The organism is Methylobacterium mesophilicum (genome assembly GCF_036441335.1).
Classification (GTDB): Bacteria; Pseudomonadota; Alphaproteobacteria; order Rhizobiales; family Beijerinckiaceae; genus Methylobacterium; species Methylobacterium mesophilicum_B.
The window spans coordinates 37,846-62,218 of the sequence record NZ_MLBW01000007.1; the positions used below are offsets into that span (position 1 = coordinate 37,846).

The following is a 24,373-nucleotide window of genomic DNA, read 5'->3' on the forward strand; positions in this document are numbered from 1 at the left end:
GGTCCCGAGGGCAGCGGTCCATGATGGTCCGCGTCGCGGTCCGGGCGTCGATCGTCGCTGATGCGGTTCTCAGATGCGACGGACGTCTCACGACAAGGACCGACGATGCGCGGGGCCGCTGCTCGGCCAGGGGCAGACCGAGGTTCAGCATGCCGATTGCCGGATCGCGTCAGCGTGGATGTGCACGACCCTTTCGACGCTGTACTGGTCAATGTGGTTCTTCCTGAACTCGGAGAACGACCGTTCCAGCTCGATATTGTCGCAGTAGTACTCCATGGATTTGACGAGTCCGTCCTCGTCGTCGGGCGCGATCAGGCGCCCGAGGCGTTGATCGACCAAGATGTCGCTGGGACCGAATTCACAATCGGTGGATATGACCGGCAGCCCGCACCGCAGGGCTTCGCAGATGGCCAGCGACCAGCCCTCCCATCGAGACGTCGCGACGAAGACGTCGCTGAGGTAGAGCGCGCGCTGTGGGTCGTCCGGGTAATGGACGAGCCGGACGACGTCGGACAGGCCGAGCGTCCGAATCTGCTCGGCCAGCGCCGCTTTGTCAGATCCATGGCCGACCAGGTTGAGGCGCACGTTCCTGCGCCGCTCGTACAGTCTCGCGAATGCGCGAATCAGAAGGTCCTGACCTTTCTGGAAGGCGTAGCGTCCGACGTTCACGAAGGTGATGACGCCGGACTCGGGCCGCATGTCGGCGCCCGGAGCTTCGAAGTGCCGGACCGGATTGGGAACCCAATACATCGGACGCCTGCAATCGAAATCGGCTTCGAACGCTCTGAGCTGCCGCGGTGAAGTCCCGAAAACGGAGGCGATTCGTGGAAGGACATAATATTTCAGGACAAAGAACTTGAGTTTCGATTTCAGGCTGCCGGCTTCGCGCCGCGGGTTGCCGTGCAGATGCATCGTGATCCGCTGCGGAATACCCAGCCGGGCCAGCCAGAAGACGACGGTCGGCTCGATCTGCGGCACGATGATCAGATCGTAGCGCCCTCCTCTGCTCACCTCCCGAAAGATCCGCATCAGGTGCAGGCGCGAGGTGACCGGCCGGAAGATGCTTCTGTACGGTCGCGGCTCGGATGGATAATTCTCGTGTTGCGTCACGCGCAGCACGTCGATGGCGAACTCCGTGCCGCACTTCTGCGCGAGTTCTGCGCCGATCGTGTCGACCACCCGCTCGATGCCGGCGAAGACGGAGGTCCCAGGTTGTAGATAGAGGATCTGGAACGTCTTACGATCTCCGGCCGGCATCCAAACCAACTCCTCCCGTTCAGAGCCCCGACGATCCGGGCGCGGATCCGTCGACGATCCCGTGGCCCGCATCACGCGCGATTGAGAACGGCGCCGATCACGTTCGCGCCGGCACCGATCAGGCCGTTCACCGCGTCCGACAGCTCGTCGACGGTGGTCTGCCCGGCCTCGGCGACGATCACCACGACATCCGCCCGGCGGGCCGCGACGCGGGACTCGGCCGAGACGGAGAGCGGCGGCAGGTCGAGGATGACGTAGCCGCCCCGGCGCATCTGGTCGATGACGCTCTGGAAGACGGAGGAACTCAGCGACACGCCGGTGCCGACCGCCGTGTACGGCGACCGCGACGGCAGGACGGAGACGCCTCCGAAATCCACGAACTTGGCCAAAGCCAGATGGCTCGGATTGATGATCAGGTCGGCGAGACTCGCGCCGACGCCGGCCTTCGAATCCGGGGTCAGGAAGAAAGTCCCGGCGCCGTGAATATTCGTGTCGATCAGCCGCGCGGTCCGACCGCCTTCCTGTAGCAGGCGCGCCAGGCTCAGACCGATCAGGGTCGTGCCCGTGCGCGGCGTGCAGCCGACCAGGGCGATGACCCAGTCGGACTCGTGACCGCGCGCCGAGAGCGCCAGCTGGATCGACGTCCGCAGGTCGCGGACACCCGTGGAGAATTTGACGTTGAGGAACCACGGCGCGTTGACGTTGCGCAGATCCACGGTCTCGCGGCGCCCGTCGGCGGTCTTGCGCAGGACCTCGGGCATCACGGCGAGGCAGGGAAGGCCGGCCCGCTGGACGAGATCCTGCGAAGTCCGGATCCGGCGGTCGAAGGCCTGCAGCAGCGCCACGGCCAGCAATCCGCCCACGAGGCCGATCATCGCGCCGAGCCCGAGGATCAGGGTCTTCCGCGGGGCCGAGGGCTTGAGGGGCTGCAGCGCCGCGCCGATCACCCGCGCGTCGGCATCGGGCGTCGGCGCGTCCGGCAGCGTGCCCTCGGTGACGGCCGCCGCCGCGGACCGGGCCTGAGAAGCGAGGGCGTTGACGCGGCCCTGGAGGAACTCGGCGCCATTCTTGGCGGCGTCGGCCTTGGCCGCGATGGATTGCAGGAGATAGGCCGAGACGGCGGCGTTCGCGATGCGCCGCGCCAGGTTCGGATCTCTGGACGTGTACGAGACTTCAACAACGTACGATTGGCCCACCCGCCGGACGCTAAATCGCTCGGCGAAATTCTCGAACTTCCGCTGCTGCAGGATGGCCGCCGTCGACGGCGGGGCGGTCCGCAGCCCCGACAACTCCGAGGCATTCGGGCCCGGCTCTTTCGGGCTCTCGGTATCTGGAGCGCCGAATTCCGGATTGTTCGCGAGCTGGAGACTGTTGAAGACGTTCGCCAGCAGGCGTTCCGAGCGGAGAACCTGGAGCTCGCTCTCGGCGCGGCCCACATCGAGGCTCGGCAAGAGGGCGCCGTCGGAGGAGCCCGAGCCCACCGGGCGGCGCGGCTCGAGCAGGAGCACCGCGGTCGCCGTGTAGGAGGGGGTCGCGGTCACGGTGTAGAGCGCCGCGCAGCCGATGCAGAAGACCACCCAGATGGCCACCGCCAACTTGTGCCGGCGGGCCGCCTTGAGGGCCGCCGAGATGACGGCCAGCGGGCCGTCCTGCACGCCGACGGACATTGGTTCCGGAAAGTGGGTGACCGGTTGGGATTGGTCGGGCGGGATCCGGCCGGTGTTGTGAATGTTCATCTCACGCTTTCCGCCGGATCTGCAGGGCCCGCTCGGGTTCCAGCCGTCCCAGGAGCACGTCCGCGGCGCCGCGCAGATTGCCGCGCAGCCGGCCGCGCCGGTCGATGAACGGCTCGGGAGCCGGGAAGCGCGTCACGTTGCTGAGAACGTTGCGGGAGATCTGACCGAAGACTTGGGATAAGGTCATCGTGCCTTTTTGCAGCATGTACAAGGGGTTGACGATCTGGGAATAGCCGAGTCGATCGCCCGAGATACGGCCGCCCTTCACGCCCATATGGACGCCGCGGGCCTCCATGCATTTGACAAGCCGGCCGCCCTTGGCCGCCAGGGCCGCGCCGAAATCGCGGTCCTCGAGCCAGCCGTACAGGACGAGCCGCTCGTCGAATCGCAGCGCGCCGACGGCCGAGCGACGGAACGCCATGTTGCAGCCGTACGGGCTGAAGGCCTCGATCGGCGCCGCCGGCTCGACCGGACTCAGTGCGGCGAGCATCCGGTCGACCTCGGTGAAACTCAGCCCGGGCCCCTTGATGCCGTCCGCGATGACGTCGCCCGTCAGGCCGACGATGTCCGGCTCGTCGTGAAAGCGCTGCGCGGCCGCGGCGAGCCAGCCGGATTCCGGGACGAAGTCATCGTCGAAGAAGACTACGATATCGATCGCCTCGGGCAGCGCCGCGAGGGCGGCGTTCCTCTGGGTGGCGAGGCCGGGACGCCCCGTGACCACCGTCACGCCGGGCCACGCCGCCGCCTCGCCGGCGTCGTCCGGGGTGACGCACGAGATCAGGATGGCGGCGGGCTTCAGCGTCTGCCGATCCAGGATCCGCCTGAGAGTGCCGGTCACGACCTCGGGGCGGCCCAGCGTCGCGATGGCGACCGCGATGCTGGGCGGGGACGGCGCCGCCGCGGATCGCGCGACCGGCCGCGCCGTCGGCGCGCGCATGAGATCGAGGTAGCCCTGCGCCGAGGCCTCCCACGAGAAGAGCGCCGCTTGATCGCGACCGCGGCCGATCAGGTCTGATCGGAGGTCCGGGCTCGCGGCCAGGGCGCGGATCTGGGCGATCCAACGGTCCGGCCGGTCCGGCGGTGCGAGCAGGGCCGCCGACCCGCAGATCTCCGGCAGACTCGCGCGGTCGGTCGAAACGACGGGGCAGCCGCGCGCCATCGCTTCCAGGGCCGGTAGCCCGAACCCCTCCGTGAGAGAGGGGAAGGCCAGGCACAGGGCGCGCTCCATCAGGTAGGCGAGGTCGTGGTCGGTCACGAAGCCGAGGTGGCGGACGTTCTCGCCGCGCTGCAGATCCTCGGCGGCGTAGATGGTGGCTTGGCCGCCCGCCACCACGAGGTCGAGCCCGAGGTCGCCCAAGCTGGGCGCCAGTCTGAGCAGCAGATCGAGGTTCTTGTGGCGGGCGCGGGACCCGAGGGCCAGCACGAAGGGCCGTTCCAAGCCGTCGGCGTCCCGGTCCAGGCCCGCCGGTGCCCGGACGGCCTGTCGCGGGTCCCAGGCGTGCACGTGCTCGTGCCCGTTCGGGAGGACGACGATGTCGGAGGCCCTCACGGAGAGATGGTCCGCGATCTGACCGGCGGAGAATGTCGAGACGGTGGCGATCCGCGCGGCACGGCGGGCCAGGAGCGGCTGGAGTGTCCTGTAGAAGGCCCGGAAGGACGCGCTGTAGCTCTCCGGTGCGTTGAACACGTTCGCGTCGTGGATGCAGACGACCTGATCCGCCTTCAGCGCGGGGGCGGTGTTGCAGAGGTTGAGCAGTCGACCGGGCCACGCGCGCGGCAGCACGAGTTGCTCCCAGACATGTCCGCCCGCGGGGCCGGCAGTGCGGAGCGGCGTGCCCGCGAGCCGGGGATCATCCGCGCCGGGCACGGACAGCAAGGGGGCGCTCTCGCCCCGGGCAGCCAGGGCCGCGCTCATCGCCCGGGTGACGTTCATCGCGTAGCGCTGAACACCGGTCATCGGCTGGGTGAGGAACCGACCGTTGATTCCGAACGATCCGACTGCCGTCATGCCGTCGCTCTACTCCCGTCGCAGCCCAGGTTCGCCGATCGAATGCGAGAACAAGAGTGTTCCACCTCTCGCGAGAGCGGCGCGGTCGGGCCCGCGATACCAGGGGGTGGGATCACGCACATCCCCGTTCGCACGCAGAAGTCCCGTATGTAATATATGCAAAAAATCACGGCGCTAATTATTTTATAGCCAGCGCTTAGACTTTCTACAAGAAAATCCGAGTGCAGAAACGGTGGCCCGAGCGCTGCATTCGACGACACGCCGGAGACCTCAGTTCGCACCCGAAGCCTGCCGACGCCACAGAAGCGGCTCCGCGCGCGCCTCGCGCGCCGATTCGGGGCCGCGCTGGAGACGAGTCGTGGCTTCCCTGTGGAGGGCGCGTCCGGCGTAGACGGCCTCGATCACGGGAAGCAGCAGGCGGCCGGCCCGGGGAAAGCAGCGGAGAAGCGCGCCTTCGCGCCAGAGACTGTCGCGGATCTGCTGCACCGGCCGGGTCGGCCCGGGCGCGGCGTACTGCGCGCTCAACTCCACGCGGCCGAAATCCCGGGATCTGCCGCCGAGGCTCAAGGTTGCGACGGCCCGGTCATCCGGCCAGATGACCGCCCTCTTCAGGGCGGTCCACGCCCGCGCGGCATCGTCCGGGATCACCGGCACGCTCTCGGGGCCGAGGCCGTCGATGTGGGCCAGGACGCCGGCGAAGAGGTCCGGCCGCGTCGACGCGATCCGCGCCTCCCAGCCGTCTTCCTGGAGATTGGCCCGCGGCGGCGATCCCGAGGCGGCCTGGGCGAAGGTGCGGACGCTCGGCAGATCCGGTTCCAGGCAGTCCTCGATCAGGTGCCAGAAGCGCAGCACCGACGTGCGGGCGTCCCAGGGCTTGTACCAGTCGCTCTCGACACTCAGGCCGAGGGTCCGGCGGAAATGCGGTGTGGCGAGGCGCTTGTAGTTGCAGCGGGCGAACTGGAGCCCGGACCATGTCCGCTCCGGCAGCCCCTCCTGGAGCATGCGGACCGTGCTGCCGTAGAGCCCGGTATCGATCAGCACGCAGTGGCGCGCCGGGCCCGCGCAGGCATCGAGATGCGCGCGGAACCGGGTATCCTGCCGGGCGACCGCGGCACGAAGTCGGGCCACGCCGGGCTCCTTGCCGGCCAGCAGCGCGGTGAATGTCGCCTCCTCGAAGGGGGCATCCCAGGACGCCGGCAGTCCCAGATCGTCGCGTTGCGCCAGCGCCGCCGCGATCTCCGCCATCGACCGGCCGCTGAACTCCCGGCCGAGCTCGGAGAGAACGCCGGGGCTCGGCGGATCGAACGCCGTGCGGGCGGCCACGAGGCGCGAGACCATCAGGGCCGCGTGCGGGACGTTCTCTGGCAGGCCGGTTTGCCGGAGGAATCGCTCGTAGACGAGTTGCAGGCGCAGGCCGCCCCGCGCGCAGAACAGGAGCACGGTCCTGTCCGGCGCGAGGAAGCGTTCCACGAGCCAGAGGTTCAGGCAGAACTCGGCGAGGATCGGGCCCAGGACGCGCTGCCCGAACGCGACCGCGTCGTCGCCCGCGGCGCGTGCGGCGTCGGTGGCGCTCACGGCCCGGCCCTCCTGGCCCCGCCCCNCTCACGGCCCGGCCCTCCTGGCCCCGCCCCGCGCGGCGCGGATCCAGTGTCGATGCATCACGCGGGCGCGGACGGCATCCAGGCGGCGACGCAGCACCACGTGGCGTGGGCGGAGCAACTGTGCCGTGCGCAGGCCCGCGGCGGCGGCCATCGTCACGTCCGCCAGCGTGTCATCGCCGAGGTGGAGGATCTCGGCAGGGGCGACCTTCTCGCTCCGGAGAACGACATCGAAGAGGGCCCGTGTCCGCTTGGTCGCGTCGTGATCGGCGCTGGTGTAGATATGGGCGACGGGATGACCGGGGGCCAGCGTGTCCAGCAGATGCGCGATCGTCTCGCCGCGGTGGTAGGTATCGCTCACCGCGATGATCCTGCCCCCGGCCTGCGCCCGCCGCTCCAGCCACGTCATCAGCCGGGTGTTCGCGCGCAACTGGGCGAGCTCGACCGTGATCTCGGCCCGGTGCAGGAGCTCCGCGGCGCGATCTTCGAGGCTGAGAACCCGCGTCATGGCCGCGAGCATGTCGGCGAAGCGCACGTCGCCCGAAGGATTGGCCAAGTCGAGCGCGCGGTAAGCCGCCCGCTGGACCTGCAGGCGCGCGGCGTAGATCGCGCCCGGACGGCGCGCCGTGCCGTGCTCCGCCGCGAGCAGCTGCGACGCGACCGTCGCGATATCGTGGAAGCGGCAGCGCTCCGACCGGTGATCGCGATAGAGCAGCGTGTCGAAGACGTCGCAGGATACGATTCGGGTCGCCGTCTCGGGTAGGTGCATGATGGCTAGATCTCTCCCGATCGGTGGCGATCGAACCTGATATCAGGCCGCGGGGCCGCGTCCGGCATGTCCCTTCCGCGATGACGGTGCCGTGTCGGCGCGACGCCGCACGCGATGTCCGTGCCCTGCCCAGTATAACAATAATCTGTCCCGTCGGACATGAATGAAGACGTGCTGCCGCAGCCATAAGCATTGACAAGGCGGCAACGCACCCCCGGAAAGGCGGGTTGACCGGCCCGGCCGAGGAGCCCGTCCTCCGGAGGCAAGGGCCCTTACGAAGCCTGGAAGCGTCCAGCAAGACCGCCGTTTGGTGGAGGCGCGGGGATCAAAGGTGCACCCGCTTCCTCGGAGGTGGGTGGGCGGGCCGCCGTCGCCGGCCGCGACGGATCGACCGGCATGCTTGACGTCCCTGGATGACACCGCGATCTCTCCGCCGGTCGGGCTCCGCAGAACTCCGTCGGCGCTGGTCTCGGCCGATAGGGATGGTCGTCGGCCAATCTGCGATCACGGAGAATTGATTTCAATCCCTGTTTCAATGTCAAACGGTCGGGTATTCAGTAAAAAATTCAGCAATCGGGCGGGTTTTCGCCGCTATTTTGAGGCGTTGATTGTGGATTTCAATCGGTTGCCGTGCTAGCCACCTCGCGACCGGCGCTCGATGCGGTGAGATACGGGAGCGCGGAGCGGCGAGCGAGAAAGACATCTGTCGTGATCACGGATCCTAAACTCGCAGTCATCATTACGTGCTTCAACTACGCAAATTTCATTGGTCGAGCGATCAAGAGTGTCGTCGATCAGTGCAACGACTCTTGTGAGATGGTTGTGATCGACGATGGGTCGACGGACGACTCGTGGTCAATCATCGAGCGGTCTGGCATCACCGCGTTTCGGATCCCGAACGGTGGCCAGAGGGCGGCCTGCCTCTACGGATTGGCCAAGACACGGGCCCCGTTCCTGCTGTTTCTCGATGCGGATGACGAGCTCCTGCCGGGCGCTCTCGACCGCATTCTGTCGGAGCTGGACCCGAGCGTCGCCAAACTTCAGTATTGCCTGCGGTGCGTCGATTCGACGGGGGCGGTCCTGGCAGACCCTTACCCCGCGCTCGAGGCGTTCCGCGGGCAGGACCGAACTGTCAACGACATCCTGCGGTCCGGAGTCTACCAGACCCCGCCCACGTCCGGGAACGTGTTCCGTCGCGACGTCTGCGGCCTGCTCGATCAATGTGACTACGACCAGGCTGTCGACGGTGTAATCCTGCTGGCCGCTCCGTTCATGGGTGAGATCGTCAGCCTGTCCGACAGTCTCGGGCTCTACCGTGTCCATGGCCGGAATGATTCGGGCTTGGGGCGTGTCCCGCAGGCGGCAACCTTCGAGCGGGACCTCCAGCGCTTCCAGTCGCGTTTGACACATCTGCGAAATCTGCTCCGGAATTGGCGCCCGGGAGTCTCGCTCATCGAGCCAGAGAGGACCTACTATTTTCAGTTCCTCGAGTTCTGCATGGCGATCCTCCGGGGCGTCCGGGTCGGTGGCAGACCGTTCCTGAGTCTGCTCGGATCTGTCATGACCGAGCCGCGTTCGCTGAAATGGAAGGTGGCGAATGCGCTCTTCATCGTCGCGACCTTCGTCGCGCCCGTTCGGTGGGCGCAGGCGCTGCTCGCGTTTCGGTTCTCGATCAAGCGCCGGCCGGTCCGACAGATCCTGCGCGCCAGGATCGGTGCGGGGCATTGTTGAAAATCAGTACTTCGTCAGATTTTTCTCTTGCGTCGAGCCGCATCTTTAATCTTAGATGCCTGCTAAATATATAGCGGCTCTCCTGTCCGGCCAGGGTCGTATCGCCCGCCCTCATCAGCGCCGCGGCTTGCGCGGGCTCCAGCGCAGGCCGAGGCTCGGATCCGACACGAGCGCTCGTCCGTCATGCGTATTCTCCACCTGCTGAATCACACGCGCCGGCTGAACGGCCATGTTCACGCGGCCGTCGATCTCGCGTGTCAGCAGGCGCAGGCCGGGCATCAGGTCGCCATTGCCAGCCAGGGCGGGGATTTCGATGCTCTGCTCCGGTCCAACGGCATCGAGTCGATCTTCGCGAGCCACGCGCGCGCGCCGGCCCAGATCCTGAGGTCGCTCGTCGGATGTGGCGGCGTGCTTCGGCGTTGGCGTCCCGATGTCGTCCACGCCCACATGATGACGAGCGCCGTCCTGGCTTGGCCGACCTGCAAGCTGTTGCGCATTCCCCTCGTGACGACCGTCCACAATGAGTTCGAGAAGGGCGCCGTCCTCATGGGCCTGGGAAACAGGGTCATCGCCGTGAGCGGCGCGGTCGCCGCCTCGATGCGGAAGCGCGGGATCGCGAATTCCCGCATCGACGTCGTGCTCAACGGGACGATCGGCTCAGCCCGCATGCGCGGCCGCTCCGAGGAGCCGCAGGTCCTGGATCATCCCGCCATCGTCTTCGTCGGAGGCCTGCATCCCCGGAAGGGCTTGCCCGATCTGCTTCAGGCCTTCGATACGGCGTTCCCCCACAATCGCGCCATGCGGCTCTACGTCGTCGGCGGCGGTCCTCATCAGGACGCCTACGTACAGGCCGCGCGCGCGCTGGCCAGCGCGGACGCCATCACCTTCGCCGGTCCGCGGGACGATCCCTACCGCTGGATGCTGGGCGCCGACATCTTCGTGCTGCCGTCCCACGCCGATCCGGCTCCGCTCGTTCTCTCCGAGGCCCGGGAGGCGGGTTGCGCCATCGTCGGCACCGACGTCGACGGGATCCCCGAGATGCTCGATGGGGGAAGGGCCGGCGTGCTGGTCCCGTCCGGGGATCCGGACAGGCTCGCTCAAGCGCTGATCGCGCTCGCGACCGACCCCGCGGAGCTGAGCGCGTGGAGAGCGAAGAGCCAGATCAACCTGGATCACCTGCGGATCGCGCGGGTGGCTGAGGAAACCTTGGCCGTCTACCGGCGCGCGGCCGGCCTCGCAGGATGATGCGCCTTCCGGTGCGCAGAGGCTGGACGCCGCCGCGCGGCCGCACCGCATCGCGACCGCGGTTCGCTCGCAAGCTGACCGAATTGGCTAGATTGATGCCGCCGCCGGATGCTGCTCCAGGACTCCCTTGCGGTGCGGGTCAGGATCGGAATCGCCATGTTGCCCAGATCCGGATCCTTGTCGTGAGCCCGGGGCGCGGCGTCGCTGCGGGCCGGTGCGGCGCCGGCCATCGCTCCGTGGGACACGTTCATGCTCGCCACTAAGACACTGCGCGGCGCCGGATGGAGTGTCGCTGCACGGATCTCCGCGCGCGCGATCGATCTCGGCACGCTGCTCGTCCTCGCGCGGGTCCTGTCACCCGCCGATTTCGGCCTGACGGCCATCGCCGCGTCCCTGGTCTCGATCGTCGAGATGATCCTCGAGATCCCGCTCGTTCAGGCCCTGTTGCGTCTACAGAAGATCGAGAAATCGCATCTGGACACGGCATTCACGTTGGGGCTTCTCCGGGGCGGGGTGATCGCCGTCCTGATGATGGCTGCTGCGTGGCCCGTCGCCCACATCTACGACGATGCCCGACTGATCCCCATCACGCTCGCGCTCGCGTCGGCCCCGATCGCGCGAAGCCTCTACAGCCCGGCCATGGTGCATCTGTTCCGCAAGATCGACTTCCGTGCGTCGTTCCTGGCGGATTTCTCGGGCAAGGCGATCGCCGCCCTGATCTCCATCGGATCGCTCTATATGGGGGCCGGCTACTGGGCCCTGGTAATCAACCCGGCTGCGTCCGCGATCCTGCCGACTATCGTGTCCTACGTGCTGGCGCCCTACCGCCCGGGGCTCTCCCTGGAGAGACTGGGCGCCTTCTCGGCGTTCACGGGCTGGTTCACGTCCTCTCAGATCCTCGCCGCCTTCAGCTGGCAGTACGATCGCATGTTCCTCGGCTACCATGTCGACAAGGCCGTACTCGGCCGCTACGGGGTTGCGAGCGACTTCTCCGTCCTCCCGACCCAGAGCGTCATTGGCCCCGCCATGCGGCCCGTCATGGCCGCCTTCGCGACCATCGCCGACGACCGCCTCCGCCTGCAATCTGCCTTCCTGAAGGCGGCCCGGCTGACTATGATCATCGCGCTCCCGGCCGGAGTGGGGATCGCACTGACCGCCGACCAGATCGTGAGCGTCGTCCTCGGTTCACAATGGAGTTCCGCGGCCCCCTATCTGCGCTGGCTGTCGCTGGCGATCATGTTCACGGCCTATTATCAACCCGTCTCATCTCTCTGTCTGGCGATGGACGAGCCGAACGTGATGCTCAAGATCACGCTCTTCGAGTCGATGGCGAAGGTCTTGAGCATGACACTGGGATTTTATCTCGGCGGCGTGATGATGATGATCTACGCGCGCCTCGCCACGGCCGTGTTCCATTTCTTGATCAGCGCGATCTATGCGCGGCGTCTGGTCGGCGCGGGGGTGGGGAGGCAGATCCGCAATCTCTGGCAGGTCGGCCTCTCGTGCGCGGTGATGACGGCGGCCGTTCTCGCGCTGCAGGCCGTCTTGAGCCGCGTCGATATCGGGTTGGTCGGGCTTCTGACCGCCATGATCTTCAGCGGCGTGGCGGCCTACGGCGTGAGCATGCTTCTGCTCGGCTTTCGTCTGCGGACCCTGCGTCCTTGAGGCGGATCTCGGGAGCCGCAGGCGTCACACGATGAACGCATCAGCGTCATTGGTCTGGTACAGGAGGCCGTATGCCCTGAACTTCCGGCGGAACGCACGCCAGTGGCGGGGCAAGGCTCCGGCCGCGAGGCAGACCTGGGATCTATAAATCTTGGCTGATCTGACTGAATCCGCTACGATTTAATGCGTCTCGCGGAACTCTGTGCTACAGATACCGTAGGGCGATCGCGGCGCGCGGATCTGTACTCAAGATTTGGCCCTGGTCGAGGAGAATTTGATGCGTCTGCGTCTAGCTGCGGCGGGTTGCATTTTGCTGTTCGGCAGCCCGCTCGCAAATGCGGCCGCCGACGAAGCCGGTCGATACGTGCTCGGCCCCCAGGATCATCTGACGATCCGCGTCTATGATTTGCGTCGCAACACCGGCGAAGCGTACTCGTGGACCGCACTGAATGGTCAGTTCGTCGTCGCGGCGGATGGAACAGTGTCCATGCCCCTGATCGGCCAGATCAGGGCCGCGGGCGGCACGCCGGTCGATCTTGCGAACGCTATCGGGGTCGCACTGAAGCAGGTTGCCGACCTCGCGGAGAAGCCCGCGGCCTCCGTCGAGGTCGCGACCTACCGGCCATTTTACATCATCGGCGCGGTCCAGCAGCCCGGCAAGTACGAGTATCAACCTGGCTTGACCGTACTGCAGGCCGTGAGCACGGCTCAGGGTCTGATGCGCGGCACCGACCCGCGCAGCATCCAGCGCGACGCGGTCACTTCGCGCGGCGAGTTGCGAACCTTGGCCGCAGAGCGTGTCGGTTTGGCCGCCAAGCTGGCCCGCCTCGAAGCCGAGATCGGGGGCACCGAGACGATCGCGTTCGGGGGCGATCTGAAAGGTACGGCGGACAGGACCTATGCGGAACAGGCCGTCCGCGGCGAACAACTCCTGTTCGACACGCGGCGGAACGCGCTGAAAGCCGAGATCAAGACGATTGAACAGTCGATAACCAGCTTCCAGAATGAGATGAGTACGCTGGATAACAAGTCCAAAACGCTGGACCGCCAGATCGAGCTCAGCCGCGGTGAACTCGGCCTGATCAACGATCTGGTTTCGAAGGGCCTCACGATCGCGCCGCGCAAGCTCGCTGCCGAGCAGAGCCAGGCCTCGTTCGAGAGCAGCCGGCTCGACGTGCAGGTTGCCATGCTGCGCGCGCAGCAAAGCCTCACGCGCGCCGAGCGCGACATCATCGATCTCAAGGCCCGTTTTCGCCGCGAAGCTCTGTCGGAGGCCGCGGATGTCCGTCAGAAGCTCGCCTCGATCGACGAGAAGACGCGCACGGCCGAACGGCTCTCGGCCGATGCCGAGTCCCAGATGGTCGGCAACACCGATGACGCGTCCGAAACCTTGAGTCCGCGCTACGAGATCACCCGGAAGCAGGGGGTGAAGGCCGGTACATGGCTCGCGTCGGAGGAGGCTGCCGTCGAGCCCGGCGACGTCGTGCGCGTGACGCTCGTGCGTCAGCCGGCCGACAGGTCCGGGGAGACGCGGCAATCCCCGACGTCGCGGCCCGGGTTGGCGGACGCTCCGGTGAGCCGCGGTCCGGCCGCATCGGATGCGCCGCACCGGCCGACCGACAGCGCCAAGCGCTGAGATGACCCGTGCGGGCGCATCGCATCGATCCTGGCGGCGGTCAGGCACGCGATCACCCGACTTGGTCGCGGCTCGTCGGCCTGGCGATGCATCACCCGAGCGCCACGGCCGATCCGCCGCCGATCATGCCCGGACCAGCCTGACATGAGCTTCGAGCCAATAGGTGCCATCACGGTCGTCGCGGGCCTGTTCTGTCTGCTGTTCGGCCGGGAATCGGTCGTGATCGCTTTCGTGGTCTTCTGCAATCTCGGATCCGCCGCGGCACTTCTGCTGGGCGGCGCTAACGTGCAGCCGGCGCACCTGTTCCTCGTCTTCCTGATGATCGCGACGCTGTTCCACCGCAAGATCTCGACGCTGGTCCTGAGTTCGCTCCGGTTGCCGGAGGCGGGCTTCTGGCTCCTCTGCCTCACGCTCTACGGAGTGGCGAGCAGCTACATCCTGCCACGGCTCTTCGCGGGTCAGACATACATCGTGCCGCTGGGAACCTCGTCGCATCTGATCACCAGCGACGGCGTCGTTCCCCTGGGGCCGGTCTCGAGCAATTTCACGCAGCCGATCTATCTCATCGGTGATCTCGTCTGTTTCAGCGTCATCACCGCTTTCGGCTCCACGAAGAACGGGATCGAGACGCTCGCGAAGGCGCTCATCCTCTACGCGGCCGCCAATATCTGCTTCGGCATCGTCGACGTGCTGACCGCGGCCACGGGCACTCAGGAGGTCCTGCAATTCATCCGGAATGCTCAGTACACGTTCCACGATGAGGAGAGCGTCGGCAGCATGCGGCGGATCATCGGGGCTTGGCCGGAGGCCTCCGCCTTCGCGGGCATGACGCTGGGAGGTTGCGGGTTCACCGGAATGCTCTGGCTGTGCGGCCGCAAGCCCTCGGTGACGGGACCTCTGGCGTTGATCTCGCTGCTGTTCGTGATCCTGTCGACATCCTCGACCGGCCTGGTCGGCGCCGCCGTGCTGATCGCGATCCTCTATACGATCGCACTGATGCGGTGCAGCACGCGTCGGCAGGACCGTTTCAGTGCCGGACTGGTGGTGGCCGGTCCACTGGTCCTCTGCGTCCTCGTGCTCCTGGCCCTGTCCATCGGCGGTGTCGCCGAGCGCGTCTACGATTACGTCGATACGCTCGTCCTGAGCAAAGCCGAGACAAGTTCGGGCGTTCAGCGCTCGGCCTGGAACGCCTATGCGTGGCGGAACTTCGTCGACTCGAACGGCCTGGGCGTCGGCCTCGGGACCAATCGCACATCGAGCTTTCCTCTCGCGGTGCTGTCGAATGTCGGGATCCCGGGAGCCGTCTTCTACGCGCTGTTCCTGGCGTCGGTGTTCGGATTTCGGCGCGGCGCGCCGCGCACCTACGCGAGCGATATCCGCGCTGCCGGCCGCGTCGCCTGCCTCTGCCTGCTTTCCGGCAGCATCATCGCGGGTCCTACGGTCGATCAGGGCTTGATGTTCTACATCTTTGCCGCCACCGCGTGCGCCTATCCCGCGCGTCATCCGGTCGGGTATATCGGTGTTTCGGTGGCTCCGATCGAACCGGCCGCAGCCGCGACGCGGTCGCGGCTCCCTGAACCCGCTCGCCAGCAGCCTCGGCCTGCATCACTCGTCACGTGAGCGCTCCTGGGGCCGATCCGCAGGAACGACGGGACGGTGAACGTCCACAGGCGCGCGGTGGGTTCATCCGTACATGATGCGCAACACGCGGCAATGCCGTCACGCCCAGCAGAAAACTTCTGTCCGCGCAGTCGCGCCGCGACGGCCGTGCTGCACCATGGCATTGGCTCGTAGTCCTACAGGGACGACACAGGATGACGATCGGACTGGAGCAGCGCCCTATAAGTGTTAAGATTATTTCGCGCGCGTTTCGGTATCAATGATGGTTTTTCGCTAAAATATTCGACGCTTGCTGTCTCCCGATATCGCGAAGCGAACAGCGCCGGTCGGATGAATTTAGTTACCTGCAATATCCGTATTTCGACCGCGGGCAATGCCCCGGTCCGCGCGCGATGGCCTGTTTACAAACCCGCAATCTTTGGCAATAGTGATGATTAGATCCTGCCCGGAGTCGATGGCAGCAATGCAGAAATCTCGATGTGATTCGAGCTGTCGACGATGATCACCATTTTCCGGCCGGCGGACCACCATGCTCCGGTATAGTCGTTCATCATCTGACGTCGCCGCCGGCGCGATGCGAGTCATGGCCGAATCTTCAGACTTCGACAGTCGCGGACAGTCGGAGGACGAGTGTTTTGATGCTATTATATTAGGAGCCGGTATAACCGGTCTCGTCTCGGCTTCGATACTTCACGATCTCGGCTGCCGTAGGGTCGCCGTCATCGACGAATTTCAAAATCTCGGCGGCAATCATATAGACCGATCGATCAACGAATATACTTTCGACATCGGAAGTCTCGTATTTCAGGACGATTCTCCTCTGCTGAAATACTTCCCAGAACTACTTGAGCATTACGTCCCGATCAAGCCGACCTGGGGGAAGCTGACGCCTCAGGCTTTCGTGACCTCCTACCCGCTCTCGATCCGTGACGACATCGTCCGGGCCGGTCCGTGGGGAATCGTGAGGATCGTGCTGTCGGCCGCTCTGTCGCGCCTGGCGCGGCGCAAGATCGGGAATGCGCGGGAGTTCGCGCGCTACTGGATCGGCGATTATCTGCTCCGACGGTCCGGCCTCGAGAGCTACATGAAGCGGTTCTTCGGCGTGCCGGCCGACTGGGTTGATCTGGAATTCGCCGAGAAGCGGATGCTCTGGATCAAGGAGCACGCATCGCCCCGCGTCCTGTTGCGCTATGTCCGCCGGCATCGCGCGCCGGGTCCGACCAACCGGCAGCTGGCGCGGCCGCGCGAGGGCTTCAATGCCCTCTACGAGGTGGCCGCGCGGACCCTTCGACAGCGCGGCTCGGACTTTCATCTCGGTCAGCGGATCGTATCGATCACGCGGCGCGGGACGCAATTCGATGTCCGCACGGAGAGCGGACGATTCACCGCCAATCGCCTCATCTCGACGATCCCGATTCCTCGGGCGCTGTCCCTCTGCGGCATTCAGGAGGATCCCGGTCTCGAGTCGGTGACGCTCATCAGCTTGTATTTCAGCTTCAGCGGGACTCGCGGCTTCGACTGTTCGATCCTCTACAACTTCGCCCATGACGGTGCGTGGAAACGGCTCACCATGTACTCCGATTTCTACGGTCGGGTGGAGGGGCGCGAGTATTTCGGAGTCGAGGTCATTGCCGGACATGCGGGCGACTCCGTGACGATCGCCGAGCAGGACTTTCGCGCCCATGTCGCCAAGAACGGGCTCTTCACCGGCGACCTGGTTTGCGAGGGCAGCCAGATGGTGCCCTGTGCCTATCCCATCTACACGGGACAGGCGCATCAGCGGGTGGCGCGCGCGCGCGCGCAACTCAGTGATCTCGGAATCGAGTCGTTCGGACGACAGGGTGGCTTCGACTACCAGCCGACCGCCCGGGTCTCGACCCTGAACGCCGCGGCCCACCTGATGCCGACCGGGACATCGGACGCCTAGTCGAACCGATCCGATTGGGGCGCCGCGTCGCGCTTTGAGATCCGGCGCCGCCCGCTCGTCGATGGTCCCTTCGGCGGCTCCGCACAGCCCCAGAACCGCCGCCCGTTAGTTTCGCGAGCGTCTCACTGAACCAGATAGGCGCGGTTCGGCTCGCGCGGGGAGCGAGGCGTCGTCCGGCGCTCGCGAGCCAGGATTCCGTCGACGAAACGGCTGATCTCGTCCGCGAAGCGATCGACGCCGAAATCGGCGGCGCGGCGAACGAGGCGCTCGGGCTCCATCCCGATCGCCCGGCAGCGCTGAACGGCATCGATCAGCGCGTCGACGGATTGCTCGTGGAAGAAGGTCCCCGTCACCCCGTCGATGACCGTCTCGGTGACACCGCCCTTGCCGAACGCGACGACCGGCCGCCCGCTCGCCATGGCCTCGACTGGAACGATGCCGAAATCTTCCTCTCCGGGGAATATCAGGGCTTGGCACCGTGCGTAGTGGTGCTTCAAGACCTCGAAGGGCTGCGGACCGAGGATCTTGATGTGGGGGCCGGCCATGCTGCGCAACTCGCGCAGCATCTCGCCGCCTCCGATCACGACGAGCGGCTGCTCCAACCGGTTGAAGGCCTGGACCGCCAGTTCTGGCCGCTTGTAGCGGACCATTTCGCCGACCATCAGATGGTAGTCGCCACGCTCGCCACTCGGGGCGATCTCGAAAGCCGCCGTATCCACGGGCGGGTGGATGACCTTGGCTTGGCGGCGATAGTAGGTCTCGATCCGCCGTGCGACCGTGTCCGAGTTGGCGATGAACTCGTGGACCCGGCCCGCCGAGACCGCGTCCCAGTTGCGCACGTAGTGGGCGACTGGCGGCATCAGCAGGCGCGTGAGCAGCCCCGTCCGCTCGCGATAATCGTGGTACATATTCCAGACATACCGCATCGGCGAGTGGCAGTAACAGATGTGGAGGGCGTCGGAAGGCGGGATGATCCCCTTCGCCGGCCCCGATTCGCTGCTGATGATCAGATCGTATCCCCGCAGATCGAGCTGCTCGAGCGCCATCGGCATCAGGGGCAGATAGGATTTGTAACGGCTCGTCGCGAACGGCAACCTGCCGATGAACGAGGTTCTGACCCGGTGCGCCCTGATGGTCGGCGACATGGAGCCGGGCGCGTAGGCGTGCGTGAAGATGTCGGCTTCCGGATAGAGATCGCAGAGGGCTTCGACGACCTTCTCGCCGCCTCGCATCCCGATGAGCCAGTAATGGACGATCGCGACTCTCATCGATCAGACCCTGCGTCCCCGGTCAATGCGCAGATCGGCCTGGGCCACCCGGCAGGGGTTTGGCTGGTCGCTGTCAGGCGGCTGCTCCATAGGCAAGGGACCATGATTGCGATGTTCTCGGCTCGATCGGAAACGGGCGTCATCGGCTGAAACAGGGAGAGCCGAGCCTGGGGCGCTGCCGGGGTCGACGAATTTCGAAGGTCTCAACGGGTCTCACGATATCCCCTGAGGCTCGGCGTTGCAGGCGGGGCGAGCCGGCTTGCCCGATACGATCGGGATCCGCATCAGGCTTTGCCCTCGCCGCGGCCGGCCGAGCAGGCGGAGATCGCTCTGCGCGCCGCTCCGATCGGCATCATGTTCCCTCTCGACGCCTGCATCATAAGCCGCCCCAACCCGTACTGACTTCGGCATTGTGGCCGCTCCTGCACGTTGGATGCCGCTTAGCCATCCGCAGGATACTGACTTCGGCCATCCGGGTCACGCCGATGGACCCGCCGCCATAGTGATTAGTCCTACGGCGTCGGAACATGGCCGCACCTGCGCGTTCTGCTGCGGCGCGGGAGGCCGATGCCGCCGATGCGGCACGCCCCGCATCCCGTCGGCAGCGTCTGACGCACTGTAACGGCGGTCTACCCGTCGAGTCCGCACCCCGCTGTGTCATGGTCGTGTCCGGCGCGGAATTGATTTCGCGGAGTCATTCCGCGGCGATCCCGGCGATCGCCGCGGCGGCGGTGGCCCGGATGCCTGCGCCGGGCACCCTGGATATTGCACAGCGTTCCCCCAGGAGGTCGTCCCGATCCGGATGGACGGCCCGCCCGCGCGGAAAAGCACAGAGGCGGGAGTCGCTCAGCTCTCGACCATCAACCGGTGGAATGCGCGGCCTTCCTCGGCCGCGACGCACGCAGTGCACAATGATCCGCGAGCATCCGGCCAGGGTGGATGTCTCTCGACATTGCGGGGATCGGGGAATCGAGCCGGATTCGTGGCCATGTCGTGAACCAGAGGCGCCGCGCCACTGTACTTCAACCTGCAAGATCCAGATCTATTCTTACAATTTCCATGGAAAAATATACTGACATATAGGCTGTGGCTCAGCTTGAAACAGGCCAGATGATTTGATATCGGAGTGTTAACAATTGATTAACCGTTGCTGCCCCGGCGGCCGCCTGCCGTCACGAGGAGCCCGAACCATGCTGCGCGACGTCGGTCCACCGCTTCAGCCCGCCTTGCGTGCACCGCAGTACGGGGTCGAGCTGGCGGACCAAGTCGGTGAGGCCGCAGAGGCTGTCGCAGAGGCCGTGCTGCCGACGGCGCCGTTCGTGGCGCGCGGTCTGCGACTGGGCTGGGCCGCCAAGCGCGGCCTCGACGTCACGGTGGCGGCCACGGCCTTGCTGCTGCTCCTGCCGCTGCTGCTGCTGATCGCCGCGCTGGTCTATGCCGGCGATCGCAGGGCGCCGATCTTCCGCCACATGCGCGTCGGACGGGACGGGCGCCGCTTCGGCTGCCTGAAGTTCCGCTCCATGGTGACCAATGGCGACGCCGTCCTGGCGGCGCATCTGGCCGCCAATCCTCAGGCCCGGGCCGAGTGGGCGGCCACACACAAGCTCAGCGACGACCCGCGCGTCACCGCCATCGGCTACGTGCTGCGCAAGACGTCGCTGGACGAGCTGCCGCAGCTCTGGAACGTGCTGCGCGGTGAGATGAGCCTCGTCGGTCCGCGCCCGATCGTGCCGGCCGAAGTCGCCCGCTACGGGCGGGCATTCCCCACCTGTTTCGCCGTGCCACCGGGTGTGACCGGGCTTTGGCAGGTCTCGGGCCGCTCGGACACGACCTATGCCGAGCGCGTCGCGCTGGATTTGGACTATGCCACCCGGTGGACCCTGCATCGGGATCTCGCCATCATGCTGCGCACCGTTCCCGCGGTCCTGGCGCAGCGCGGAAGCCGATGAGGGACGGGCGGGGCGGCCCGCGGCCCCGTTCCTCGTCGGATCGCCGCTGGACCTGGGGCGCTCGGAGCGCGGATCGCTCTCCCGCCGCTGACCGTGGCCCGGTTCGACGGCGCAGCCCGAGCCAGGCCGCGCGAGCGGGATCGGTGGGACGACCGTCGAAGGGGCGTGCCGCGCATCCTGGTCCGACGCCGGCGACATCGCGATCGACAGCGGGCGCGGGGCTTGAAATTCGGGTTTCGGCCACGGCAGGACCGATCCCGGTCGACCCCTTGCTACTCCACGAATGAGCGCCGGATCGGGCTGTTGAGGGTTCCAGCGATGGCCGAACATGACCCGTGCCGGCACGAGGATCCGATCTGGTATGACCGGATCGAGCCGGATGAGCCGCCCGGCTGGATCCTCGATCTTCTCGCACGCGCGTATGTGTTGATCGGCGCAGGCCTCGGCGTGGCAGGGGCGCTGTACTGGCTTCCCACTCGGCTGTGGTGCCAGTGCTCGCACTTGATCCTGCGCTGTCGATCCGCCGCGGCGAAGCGCTCCTGACACGCGCACCATCTCCCCAGCCGAACGCCTGTCCGGTTCGAGCGGCGCATCCTGAGGCACGACCATCCGATGGGCCCGTGAGGCGGGAGCCACCCTTCAGGCTCCCGATCGCCGCAGTGATAGATCGGTCCTGCGTCGACCGCTGCCGCGGGTGAGCCAGACCTCAACCGCGGGCGTGATCGCAGCCGGTCCTATCGAGAGCGCCGACGGGTTCGATCGCTCGGAAGCCTGTCCTGTGCCAACGGCCCTGCCGATTACCGGTCGTCGCTATGAGCACTGGATCTCGCGGCTCGATGCAGGCGGCGACCTGCCTTCGATTCGTGACGTCGAGCGGAACTTCCACCTGGGCGCCCGTTCAAGATCGGGCTCCGGGAGGTCCAGGCGCCTCGCGGGTGCACGATCTCCGACGTGCCTCAGCTGGCGTTCGGACCCCGTGGCGCAGTTCAAGCGATATTGACAATATTCGCATCTCGATGTAATTTCTTTATTTGCATCCAGATCTGGCGAAGCGCGACGTATCCTCAATTGGATCCACTGTAATTTGCCGATGCGGAACGGTGTGTGCTTGGATGAGATTTTGGGAGACAGGAGCTTCCGTCCGGCGCTGGCATCTTGGCCGGCCTCTGCGCCCGCGCAGAATGACGGCCAACGAGCGCTCCCTCTCAATCGGTGCCTGCCAAACGTGTGGGGCAAAAGTGGAGAGTTCGAAGATCTACTGCGTTCCCTGTGCCACAAACTATGCCGATTGCGACGTCGCGTATTTTGATCGTTCGTTATTGGTGTTGATCTGGTTTTCTGCCGCCGCGATGCTCTCCGGTGCGGCTTACTATATATTGAAATATCTAAATGTTGTGTCTTAGCGATGCTCTGATTTTCGACCCTGCGCTGCCTTTGCCGCGTCATCGGCTCGGTTGAGTCTGAGGGCGTGTGAAGCGCACGCCGATCGGCGCCGGAGCGCCGCCCGTGGCTTGCTCGAGGCGCCGAGCGTCGTCGATCTCACGTGCGACCGGCCGGCATTGTTGTTGAGACGACTCCCGTCGGAGCGGACCGCCTCCATCCCGTTCGAGCGCGCACGGATCGCGGCGCCGCTACCGGAGGCAATATGGGGCGAGCATCGTCGCGTTGACTTCCGCGCTCGCCGACAGCCCAGGCAAGTGCGCGCGTCGACGGACCCGGCGGGCAGGGTTCGACCATCGATCTGGGAGGTGGCGAATCCCGGTATCGGAAGGCGACCCGAACGATGCTCCGGCTGATCGACGCGCGTAAGCATCCACCGCGTCTGCGAGATCTTGGCTCCGCGACCATGCGCGGGTCAGCGCTCGGATTCCGGGGCTGCGATCCGGTGAGTTCGATATTCCGGTGGATGAGAGGTCGAGGTACCTCTATCGAGTGATGGTCACCGGTCATCGCTAGGTAGGATGTCCGTGGGACCCGCTGTTCAGAGAGTGACCGCGGCTCGCGATATACGCGATACAATTGCGTAGGGTCTGAAAAGGCCACGGGTTGGGGTGAGGGCAGGATGCTCGGCTCGGTTTCGACTGCGGCGCTCTCCGGAGTGTTGACGCTTGTCTTCAGCATGTCCGCCTCGGCGGCCTCCGATATCACGGTCGCTGCCATCACCACCGGCCGGCTCTATGTCGTCGGTACGACCGACCGGCCCAACACGGTGGTCGTCCTGGACAACCGGTTCCGAACCGAGTCCGACGGGAGCAGGAAGTTCCAGTACGAGTTGGTGTACCACCCCGCCAGTTGTGTGGTGTCCGCCGCGATCGACGGGACGATGCACGAGGCGGTCGTCAGCAATTGTGGGCAGCAGGTGATGCCCGGAACGTGGCTGGATCCGAAACCCGCGATGACGAGACCGGCTCTTCTGGAGCGGGTGCTCTCACCGAAGGCCGAACTGCCGTCTGCCGTGTTCTGCCCCTCGGTTCAGACAGAGCGGTCGCAAGATCCCGCTCGCATTGAACTCGCTGACCGCACGCCACCGGTGTTCACCGTCGTGACGGGAATGAATTTCTCGCCGCGCTTCTGAGGTCTCGCCGCGCGTCGAAAAGTGCCGGAGCAGGCTGGTGCGGCATCCACGGCGCGGGCGCGATCGCCGGCATCTTCCGCGGAAAGAATTCGTGGGCAGGCCTCGGGATAGCGTCGGCGACGGGGATCCACGGCGAAAGGGATCGCCGCTTCACCGGCCTGAGGCGTCGCCGGCAGGACGGCCGGGGCGGTGAAGCGTCCCCGTGCTTCCCGCTCGGTCCAGAGACGTCGCCGGTTGCCCGGGGGCTGCGTCCCGGAGGGATGCTAGCAGCCTGAGCAGACGCTCTTCGCAGCGTCGCGGCCGCCCTTCAGGAGCGCTGCCATCGCCGCTTCGCGATTGTATTCCGACATAATCCTCTTCGTGGCGAGCTCTCTATCGAAGCCGGGGATGTTGTCTTTCCGTGTGGCTGAGGTCTCTCCGACGTCGACACCGTTCGCCATCCGGGACAGGCCGGGATAGATCGCTGGTTTCGACAGGTTCTCCGGGTGGAGACTCTTCCAGGTCATGCGGTTGCGAACCGAGGCGTCGAGTGCCGCCAGAGGGTTCACGCCGCGCTGGCCGGTCTCTGCATCCTTGAGCTTCAGCGTGCCGGGGATGACGACGGGCAGGGGACCGATATCGGCTTCAGCACGCGGTGCGGCGGCGTCCACGAGCGCCCCCGTCGATGGGGCTGCGGCCGGCATCGCTGTGGGAGGCGGCAAGGCGCTGTAGGCGGTCGGCATCAGCGGCGCATGCGAGCACGCGCTCGATGTCAGAACCACCATGAGCGTTCCGATCCGTCTGAAAGCCATGGCCGCCCTCGCGCTGCGCCGGGCCATTCTAGCCAAGCTCGGACCCGACATACCAGTGTTGGGCTACCCGAGTCCAACCCTTATAAACTGCTCATAGCAGTCTCCGAAGCCCGCGTTAGCCGAAAGTAGTATGGGGTCCGGAGCGCCGTTCTTCGCGGAAGCAGATTTGCCGAGTGCTGGCCGCCGATATCGAATTCCAAGACTGGTTCCCGATTTGGGCCTTGGCTGCTGCGTTGCTGTAGGACAATCCTAAAAATCGGGATGTGGCCGAACTTTTGAAGGTGCCGAATGGATTCGAGTTCTCCTTCTGCTCGAAGCAGAAAGGTTCGGCACATCGCGGCGGACGATTTCATGTTGGGTGAGAACGGGCCCGCGCGCGGCGGGCGGGTCAAAAGCTGCCCCGATGGGCCGGCTCTGTGTCGAAACACATGCGTGTACTGGCCTCGCTCGGCACGGGATCAGCACTCGTCCGGGAGGCACAGGTCGTGGAGCTGGGAAGGCGATGTGGTCTGCTGGGATGGATGACGCACTGCACACATGCGGAGGGCGCCGGCACGGTCGACGTGCTTGGCGTCGGGGGCTCGTCTACCTCTCGAGG

At 66.0% G+C, this 24,373-nt stretch carries 16 protein-coding genes; 9 read left to right on the forward strand and 7 right to left on the reverse strand.

The window, feature by feature from the left end; genetic code table 11:
* Positions 1 to 144: 144 nt before the first annotated feature.
* The 5 genes from MMR14E_RS05415 to MMR14E_RS05435 all read right to left on the reverse strand — a co-directional run bounded on the left by MMR14E_RS05415 (position 145) and on the right by MMR14E_RS05435 (position 7,368).
* Positions 145 to 1,257, reverse strand: coding sequence for a glycosyltransferase (locus MMR14E_RS05415; RefSeq protein WP_331313178.1), 1,113 nt, complete (start codon positions 1,255 to 1,257; stop codon positions 145 to 147).
* Positions 1,258 to 1,328: 71 nt separating this feature from the next.
* Positions 1,329 to 2,993, reverse strand: a complete 1,665-nt coding sequence (locus MMR14E_RS05420; protein ID WP_331313179.1) for a Wzz/FepE/Etk N-terminal domain-containing protein — start codon at positions 2,991 to 2,993, stop codon at positions 1,329 to 1,331.
* A 1-nt stretch (position 2,994) separates the two neighbouring features.
* On the reverse strand, positions 2,995 to 5,001 hold the full coding sequence (locus MMR14E_RS05425; protein WP_331313180.1) for a glycosyltransferase: 2,007 nt from the start codon (positions 4,999 to 5,001) through the stop codon (positions 2,995 to 2,997).
* A 270-nt stretch (positions 5,002 to 5,271) separates the two neighbouring features.
* Positions 5,272 to 6,576, reverse strand: coding sequence for a glycosyltransferase (locus MMR14E_RS05430; protein ID WP_331313181.1), 1,305 nt, complete (start codon positions 6,574 to 6,576; stop codon positions 5,272 to 5,274).
* 27 nt (positions 6,577 to 6,603) lie between these two features.
* Positions 6,604 to 7,368, reverse strand: coding sequence for a hydrolase (locus MMR14E_RS05435; RefSeq protein ID WP_331313182.1), 765 nt, complete (start codon positions 7,366 to 7,368; stop codon positions 6,604 to 6,606).
* Between the two features lie 708 nt (positions 7,369 to 8,076).
* On the opposite strand from MMR14E_RS05435, the gene MMR14E_RS05440 reads away from it, so the two are divergent.
* From MMR14E_RS05440 to MMR14E_RS05465, 6 genes are all read left to right on the forward strand, one after another.
* Entirely contained in the window at positions 8,077 to 9,099 is a 1,023-nt protein-coding gene (locus tag MMR14E_RS05440) for a glycosyltransferase family 2 protein (protein WP_331313183.1), read from the forward strand.
* Positions 9,100 to 9,282: 183 nt separating this feature from the next.
* The gene (locus MMR14E_RS05445; protein WP_331313184.1) at positions 9,283 to 10,344 is read left to right on the forward strand and encodes a glycosyltransferase family 4 protein; all 1,062 of its coding nucleotides are present in this window, start codon (positions 9,283 to 9,285) and stop codon (positions 10,342 to 10,344) included.
* Positions 10,345 to 10,593: 249 nt separating this feature from the next.
* A complete protein-coding gene (locus tag MMR14E_RS05450) occupies positions 10,594 to 12,009 on the forward strand; it encodes a lipopolysaccharide biosynthesis protein (protein ID WP_331313185.1) in 1,416 nt (471 codons plus the stop codon).
* Between the two features lie 253 nt (positions 12,010 to 12,262).
* Positions 12,263 to 13,645: a polysaccharide biosynthesis/export family protein gene (locus MMR14E_RS05455; RefSeq protein WP_331313186.1), complete on the forward strand. Its 1,383-nt coding sequence runs from the start codon at positions 12,263 to 12,265 to the stop codon at positions 13,643 to 13,645.
* A gap of 144 nt (positions 13,646 to 13,789) precedes the next feature.
* A complete protein-coding gene (locus MMR14E_RS05460; protein WP_331313187.1) occupies positions 13,790 to 15,265 on the forward strand; it encodes a hypothetical protein in 1,476 nt (491 codons plus the stop codon).
* Between the two features lie 583 nt (positions 15,266 to 15,848).
* Entirely contained in the window at positions 15,849 to 17,192 is a 1,344-nt protein-coding gene (locus tag MMR14E_RS05465; RefSeq protein ID WP_331313188.1) for an FAD-dependent oxidoreductase, read from the forward strand.
* Positions 17,193 to 17,314: 122 nt separating this feature from the next.
* On the opposite strand, the gene MMR14E_RS05470 is transcribed toward MMR14E_RS05465, so the two are convergent.
* Positions 17,315 to 18,460, reverse strand: coding sequence for a glycosyltransferase (locus MMR14E_RS05470; protein WP_331313189.1), 1,146 nt, complete (start codon positions 18,458 to 18,460; stop codon positions 17,315 to 17,317).
* Between the two features lie 1,190 nt (positions 18,461 to 19,650).
* On the opposite strand from MMR14E_RS05470, the gene MMR14E_RS05475 reads away from it, so the two are divergent.
* The 3 genes from MMR14E_RS05475 (at position 19,651) to MMR14E_RS05485 (ending at position 22,984) form a co-directional block, all read left to right on the forward strand.
* On the forward strand, positions 19,651 to 20,409 hold the full coding sequence (locus MMR14E_RS05475; protein ID WP_331313190.1) for a sugar transferase: 759 nt from the start codon (positions 19,651 to 19,653) through the stop codon (positions 20,407 to 20,409).
* 318 nt (positions 20,410 to 20,727) lie between these two features.
* Positions 20,728 to 20,952 carry a hypothetical protein gene (locus tag MMR14E_RS05480; RefSeq protein ID WP_331313191.1) on the forward strand — a complete coding sequence of 75 codons (225 nt, stop codon included), beginning with the start codon at positions 20,728 to 20,730 and terminating at the stop codon, positions 20,950 to 20,952.
* A 1,519-nt stretch (positions 20,953 to 22,471) separates the two neighbouring features.
* Positions 22,472 to 22,984 carry a hypothetical protein gene (locus MMR14E_RS05485; protein ID WP_331313192.1) on the forward strand — a complete coding sequence of 171 codons (513 nt, stop codon included), beginning with the start codon at positions 22,472 to 22,474 and terminating at the stop codon, positions 22,982 to 22,984.
* 263 nt (positions 22,985 to 23,247) lie between these two features.
* Here the strand turns inward: MMR14E_RS05485 and MMR14E_RS05490 are convergent, their stop codons facing one another.
* Positions 23,248 to 23,748 carry a hypothetical protein gene (locus MMR14E_RS05490; RefSeq protein ID WP_331313193.1) on the reverse strand — a complete coding sequence of 167 codons (501 nt, stop codon included), beginning with the start codon at positions 23,746 to 23,748 and terminating at the stop codon, positions 23,248 to 23,250.
* Positions 23,749 to 24,373: the final 625 nt, after the last annotated feature.

Coding starts and splice junctions, on each gene's coding strand:
- MMR14E_RS05415 (WP_331313178.1), bottom strand. CDS start 1,257: ATGCCGGCCGGAGATCGTAAGACGTTCCAGATCCTCTATCTACAACCT.
- MMR14E_RS05420 (WP_331313179.1), bottom strand. CDS start 2,993: ATGAACATTCACAACACCGGCCGGATCCCGCCCGACCAATCCCAACCG.
- MMR14E_RS05425 (WP_331313180.1), bottom strand. CDS start 5,001: ATGACGGCAGTCGGATCGTTCGGAATCAACGGTCGGTTCCTCACCCAG.
- MMR14E_RS05435 (WP_331313182.1), bottom strand. CDS start 7,368: ATGCACCTACCCGAGACGGCGACCCGAATCGTATCCTGCGACGTCTTC.
- MMR14E_RS05445 (WP_331313184.1), top strand. CDS start 9,283: ATGCGTATTCTCCACCTGCTGAATCACACGCGCCGGCTGAACGGCCAT.
- MMR14E_RS05450 (WP_331313185.1), top strand. CDS start 10,594: ATGCTCGCCACTAAGACACTGCGCGGCGCCGGATGGAGTGTCGCTGCA.
- MMR14E_RS05460 (WP_331313187.1), top strand. CDS start 13,790: ATGAGCTTCGAGCCAATAGGTGCCATCACGGTCGTCGCGGGCCTGTTC.
- MMR14E_RS05465 (WP_331313188.1), top strand. CDS start 15,849: ATGGCCGAATCTTCAGACTTCGACAGTCGCGGACAGTCGGAGGACGAG.
- MMR14E_RS05470 (WP_331313189.1), bottom strand. CDS start 18,460: ATGAGAGTCGCGATCGTCCATTACTGGCTCATCGGGATGCGAGGCGGC.
- MMR14E_RS05475 (WP_331313190.1), top strand. CDS start 19,651: ATGCTGCGCGACGTCGGTCCACCGCTTCAGCCCGCCTTGCGTGCACCG.
- MMR14E_RS05480 (WP_331313191.1), top strand. CDS start 20,728: ATGGCCGAACATGACCCGTGCCGGCACGAGGATCCGATCTGGTATGAC.
- MMR14E_RS05485 (WP_331313192.1), top strand. CDS start 22,472: ATGCTCGGCTCGGTTTCGACTGCGGCGCTCTCCGGAGTGTTGACGCTT.
- MMR14E_RS05490 (WP_331313193.1), bottom strand. CDS start 23,748: ATGGTGGTTCTGACATCGAGCGCGTGCTCGCATGCGCCGCTGATGCCG.